The organism is Actinoplanes sp. KI2, assembly GCF_025630775.1.
GTDB lineage: Bacteria > Actinomycetota > Actinomycetes > Mycobacteriales > Micromonosporaceae > Actinoplanes.
Window position 1 is genome coordinate 1 of record NZ_JAOSZE010000096.1, and the last position, 5,996, is coordinate 5,996.

At 72.5% G+C, this 5,996-nt stretch carries 4 protein-coding genes; 2 read left to right on the forward strand and 2 right to left on the reverse strand.

The window, feature by feature from the left end; all coding sequences use genetic code 11:
- Window positions 1-75: 75 nt before the first annotated feature.
- Both ODJ79_RS46235 and ODJ79_RS46240 read left to right on the forward strand, forming a co-directional pair.
- Window positions 76-1,347, forward strand: a complete 1,272-nt coding sequence (locus ODJ79_RS46235; protein ID WP_263030124.1) for a hypothetical protein — start codon at window positions 76-78, stop codon at window positions 1,345-1,347.
- Window positions 1,348-1,415: 68 nt separating this feature from the next.
- Complete coding sequence (locus ODJ79_RS46240) at window positions 1,416-2,003, forward strand: hypothetical protein (protein ID WP_263030125.1); 588 nt, start codon at window positions 1,416-1,418, stop codon at window positions 2,001-2,003.
- Window positions 2,004-2,065: 62 nt separating this feature from the next.
- On the opposite strand, the gene ODJ79_RS46245 is transcribed toward ODJ79_RS46240, so the two are convergent.
- A complete protein-coding gene (locus tag ODJ79_RS46245; RefSeq protein WP_317620761.1) occupies window positions 2,066-5,041 on the reverse strand; it encodes a glycine--tRNA ligase in 2,976 nt (991 codons plus the stop codon).
- A 97-nt stretch (window positions 5,042-5,138) separates the two neighbouring features.
- Window positions 5,139-5,996: GDSL-type esterase/lipase family protein (locus tag ODJ79_RS46250; RefSeq protein WP_317620762.1), on the reverse strand; the 858-nt coding region annotated here is incomplete at its 5' end.

The window sequence follows — 5,996 nt, forward strand, 5'->3', positions numbered from 1 at the left end:
CGTCTAGGGCCGGTCCCGCCGCTCACCGCGAAACTCCGTATCCGGTCACGGCCGGATGCGGCACACTGCTCGCCGATGACTGGCACCACCGATGACTCCTGGCGTTACCGCAGCCCGCAAACCCTGGCCGGAGCGCTGCAGCACGGCCTCGGCCGAGGCGCGTACGAGGCCATGTTCGACCCGGCGGGTCCGGAGTTGGTCGCGGACTGCCTTCGCCGTGACTACCGCTGGGACCGGGGCGTCGACGAACGCGAGATCTACCTGGCCCGATTGGTCCGCGATCTGCGCATGCCGATCGAGCAGGTCTCGGCGGTTTTGTTCGGCGCGCCCGCGAGGGACGCCGACCGAGACCATGCCTTCGCCACCGTCCTGGGAGTCCTCGAGGTGCTGGGCCGGGCCGGCGTCGACGGCGCCGCCGAAGAGGTGCGCCGCTACATCGCCGAAGGGGACCGCTGGCTTGAGGCGCTCGACACCGTGGCCGGGTTATGGCCGCCGGAAAGGTGGGACGGGCTTTACCCGGTCGTGCTCGGCCGGCTGGACGAGGCGGTGCGGGAGGACGCCGTGTGGCGAGGACTCCCGTGGTCACGCTGGGCCGACCACGATCCGCGCATCGCCGCCGCGATCCGCGCCGTCGAGGCGAGGGCCCGGCCGGTCGTCCGCCGATTCTCGGACGAATCCGATGCCGTCCTGCTCGCCATACTGGCCGAGCCCGCCCGCGCCGGCGACTGGGACCCGGCACTTCGGGAGCTGAATCGCCGCCCGCCGGACCCGCACCTGATCGATCTCGTCGACAGCATGCTCGCCGGCAGCCGGGAAGCCGTCCTGCAGTCGTCGGTGCCGCTCGGCATGGCGCTGGATCGGCTGGGGCCACACGCCGTACCGGTCGCGCGCCGCTGGACGGCCGACCCCGACGATCCGTTGCGCTGGACCGCGTTTCGGCTGTTGGCCGCGCACGGTGACGCCACCGACGCGCCCCTGCTCGTCGCCGGTCTGGACTGGCTCGACAGCCGAGCCGACGACCGGTGCGGCTACGACGAACTCGTCACCGGCCTGGCGCGGATCGGCGGGCCCGCCGCCGCGACGGCTTTGCCCCGGCTTCGCCGGCTGTGGTTCAGCCCGCACTCCTACGAACGTCCGGCCTACCTGCGAGCGCTCGTCGCGCTCGACCCGGCCGGCGCGGAACGTCTGGTGGTGGAAGGACTGTGGGACTGCGAAACCGACGTCAGGCTACTGGCCGCCGAACGTGCCCCGCTGACTGACCGGACCCGGGAACGGTTGCGCTACCTGCGCGACGACCCGATCGAAGCGCAGAACGTACGCGCTGTGGCCGCCGCCCGCCTGGAGTAGCGCGGCGGATCGTGCGCCGCGGAACCCACGTGTATCGTCCCCGGGACCTACGGACCGGGGGATCTTCGATGGACCGCGCTCGCACCGACACGCCACCCCGGACCTGGGAGCTGTCCACCTTCGTCCTGCTTGCCGGCACCGGCGCGGCAGGCGTCGGCAGCGTGCTCATGACGGCGTTCTACGTGTACGCCTATGTCTCCATTGACGAGGGCCGGCCCCCGGCGCCCACGGTGAGCATCGGGTTCGTCCCGGTCGTCGCCTACCTGCTGGTCCTGATCGCCTTTGTCGCTGCCCAGTCGTGGTGGAGTTGGAGCACTCGGCGCATGCTGCTCGGCTTCGGCGTGGCGCCGGAGGTCCTGCGGCACTGGGCGAAGAAGGCTTTTCTGGGTCTGTTCGCGCTCAGCTGCTGCTGCGGTCTCGCCCAGGGTTACGCCAATCCGTTCCCGGCCCACTTCGATCAGGAGCAGTGGCTGGCGGCGGTGGAGACCTCCGCGGTCAGCATGGCGATCCGCGGGCTGGCCTTCGCCCTGCTCGGGTACGCCGGCTGGGTCGTCCGCGCCGATATCCGCCGGGCGGTCGCCGCGACGCGCCATCGACTCGGGCATGCTCCGCCACCCGCCGGGCCCGCTACCGCCCCGACGACCCCACTGCCCTGACCGCCGTGACACCGGCGCCGGACCCCGCCCAGCCGAGCCAGGCGTGATGCGCCGAGCACTGCTCAGGACAAGCGCAGCTCCGCCCAGTCGAGGATGCCGTCGCCGAGGTCGCGGACGGTCGCGAGCAGGCCGAGCCGGGCCGCCCGCACCCGTTCGTCCTCGGCCATCACGAACACCTCGTCGAAGAACGTCGCCAGCGGCGCGACCAGCCGCGACGCCGCCTCGGTGAACCGGAGCAGGTCCGGCTCCGGCGTCTTGGCGAGCTCGTCGCGAACCGTCGTCACCGCGGCGACCAGGGCCACCTCGGCCGGCTCGGTCAGCGCCGCGGTGTCGAAACCGGCGGGCGTCGACGGCGGCACGATCCGGCGCGCCCGCTGTACCGCCTCCGCCACGGCCACGAAGTCCGGATTCGCCGTCACCGTGGCCAGCTGGGTCAGCAGGTTCCCGGCGACCGACGGGCGAGCCGCGTGCACGAGCACCGCCCGGACCCGGTCGATCGGGAAGCCCTCCTCGGCCAGCATCTGCTCGAGCCGCTTGGCCAGGAAGTCGGCGCACGCCGCGAGCACCTCGTCGGGCACCGGTACCGGCTGCCGCGCCGCCGCGGCCCGCAGCGCGTCGGTGAGCGACAGCCCGGCCAGCGCGGGATGCGCCCGGTGCACGGCGAGCAGTCCCAGGACCGCGCGGCGTACCGCGAACGGGTCGCTGCTGCCGGTCGGCAGTCCGACCGTGGCGGCCAGCCCGGCCACCAGGTCGAGCCGGTCGGCCAGCGACAGCAGCGCACCCGGCAGCGAGGCCGGCAGGTCGTCGCCGGTGTTCCGCGGCAGCTCGGCCTCGTAGATCGCCTGGGCCACGTCCCGCGGCTCCCCGGCGTGCAGCGCGTAGTCCCGGGCCAGCACGCCGGCCAGGCTGGTCATCTCGGTGACCAGCTGCGAGCCGAGGTCGAACTTGACCAGCGCGGCCGCCCGGCTCAGCACGGCCGACGACAGGTCCAGCGCGGAGGCCAGGTCGAGGGCGAGCGACGAGATCCGCGCCGCCCGGTCGGCCATCGAGCCGAGCCGGTCGGTGAAGGTGAGCCGCCGCAGCCGCTCGCGCATCTCGGGCAGCGGTGTCTCCCGGTCGGCGCGGTAGAAGAACGCCGCGTCCTCGTAGCGGGCCCGCAGCACCGCCTCGTTGCCGGTCCGGACCAGCTCGACGTCGACCGGGCCGTTCGCGACGGTCACGAACATCGGCAGCAGCGTGCCGTCGGCCGACCGCACCGGCAGGTAGCGCTGGTGTTTGCGCATGACCGTGGTCAGCACCGCGTCCGGCAGCGACAGGTAGCTCTCGTCGAACGTGCCGAGCAGCGGCGTCGGCGCCTCGACCAGGTAGGTGATCTGGTCGATCAGCGCCGCCTCGCCGCGTACGTCGATCCTGCCGTCCGGGTACACCTCGTCCTGCGCGCCGGTCACGATCAGCTCGCGCCGGTCCTCCGGGTCGGCGACGATCCCGTTGAACGCGAGCGTCTCCATGAACGTCTCGGCCGAGGCGATCGCGATCGTCGGGGTCGCGGCCGTCCGCAGCACCCGGGTCTCCCGGCCGGCGGCAAGCGCGCCCACCGCCACCGGCACCACGTCGTCGCCCCACAGCGCGGTCAGCCAGCGGACCGGCCGGCTGAACGACAGCTGCGGGTCGCGCCAGCGCATGTTCTTGGCGGCGCGCAGGCCGGACACCACCTTCGCGAGCACCGGGGCGAGGACCTCGGCCGCCGCGCCGCCGGCTTCCGGCCGGTTCACCACCACGTGGCGTACGCCGTTGAACTCCGCCTCGGTGAGCTCCTCGAGGGCCGCGCCCTGACCGCGCAGGAACCCTTCGAGGGCCTTCGTCGGCGACCCGTCCGCCGCGTAGGCCTGGGCGAGCTTGGGCCCGCGTACCGTGCGCACATGGTCGTCTTCGCGGGCCGCGACGTCGGCGACCACCGCGACCACCCGCCGCGGCGTGGCGAACACCCGGACGTCGCCGTGCGTCAGCCGGGTGCCGGCCAGACCGGTGCTGATCTCCCGCTCGACCGCCTCCTTGGCCGCCCGGCACTCGGACGGCGGCAGCTCCTCGGTGCCGATCTCGAACACCAGCAGCCGTGCGCCCTCCCGGGAAGCCGGCGCGGCCACCGCGGTGGCCGGCGGCACCGGTGCCACCCGTCCCAATGGGTGGTCCAGCTCGTCGCGGCGGGCCACCCACAGCTTGGCGACCTCGCCGGCGAGCCGCCGCATCCGCCCGAACTCCGCCGCCCGGTCCGCGGTCGACACCGCGCCGCGGGCGTCCAGCACGTTGAACGCCTGCGAGCACTTGAGCACGTAGGTGTGCGCCGGAACCGGAAGGCCGGCGTCGATCAGCCGCTGCGCCTCCGCCGCGTAGATCTCCAGCAGCTGCCGGTTCGCCGCCACGTCGGCGTCGTCCAGGTAGTAGCGGGACATCTCGTACTCGGTCTGGCCGAACACCTCGCCGTAGGAGATGCCCGCGCCGTACTCGATGTCCTTGAAATGATTTTTGTCCTGCAGGGCCATGATGATGCGCTCGATGCCGTAGGTGATCTCCACCGACACCGGGTCGAGGTTGAGGCCGCCGGCCTGCTGGAAGTAGGTGAACTGGGTGATCTCCAGGCCGTCGAGCCAGACCTCCCAGCCGAGCCCCCACGCGCCGAGCGCCGGCGACGCCCAGTTGTCCTCGACGAACCGCACGTCGTGCGCGGCGACGTCGATCCCGAGCGCCGCGAGGCTGCCGAGGTACAGCTCCTGCGGGTTGCCCGGATCGGGTTTCAGGATGACCTGCAACTGGGTGTGCGTCTGCAACCGGTTCGGGTTCTCGCCGTACCGGGAGTCGTCCGGCCGGACGCTCGGCTCGACGTACACGACCCGCCACGGTTCCGGCCCGAGCACCCGCAGGAAGGTCGCCGGATTGAGCGTTCCCGCACCTACCTCGGTGTTCATCGGCTGGACGATCAGGCAGCCCTGATCGGTCCAGTAGGCGGTCAGCCGGGCCAGCGCATCCTGCATGGTGAGCATGGCTGGCAAGTCTAGGGAGGCCCGGTCGGCCCGGCGCACCGAATAACGCACATCGTGCACACCCGAACACCTTCCCGGGGTACGCCGGACGCGGGCCCTACCAGGTGAAGTGGTCCGGGTAGGTGACGTCGGCGATCTCCCGCTGGCCCTCCGCGTCCGGGTGGAAGTAGTCGACGTGGTTCACCAGGTCGAGCGAGTAGCGCACCGCGTGCACGCTTCCGCCGTCCCAGCGGCAGTGCTTTCCGTAGGACTGGCACACCTGCCGCAGCGCGGTGTCGTAGGCGGTGATCCGGTCGCGCACGGCCCGGCGCCGGGCATCGTCGGCCGGGGCGGTCGACGTGGGTGCGGCCAGCATCGCGGGGCAGATGTGGAAGCGGGACCACACCGTGACGGCGCTGGTGTCGGTGTGGCCGACCTGCCAGAGGCGGTAGATGTCCGGGATGCTCGCGACCAGGACCCGGGACCTGGGCAAACCTGTACGGATGCGGGTCAGCGCCGCGCCGACCGAGTCCTTGAAGTCCGCCACCGGCGTCATGCCGGCCACCGAGCCGGTGCACGCGTCGTTCGCGCCGATCAGGACGGTCACGTACTGGGCCTTCGCCGCGACCGCCCGTTCCGCCTGGGCGGGCAGCATCGCGGCCACGGCGCCGGGCTGGGCGAAGTCGTGGGCGTGGCCCTTCATCGCCGGGTCCTTCGCAAGGATCCGGGCGTAGTGGCTGTCGACCTCCGCCGCCGTCCCGGTCGACCACGAGTTCTTGAAGCAGATGAGGTACGACCCGCAGCTGCCGAATCCCGCGGTGATCGAGTCGCCGAGCGCGGCCATCGACGACGGGTAGCCCTTGCCCGACCCGGACGGCGCCGGGGCGGGCCCGCTCGCGCCCCGCTCGCAGGCGAGCGTCAAGGCGCCGAGCAGGACCAGAACGACCAGATGCCAGCGGCGGATCATAGAACCCCC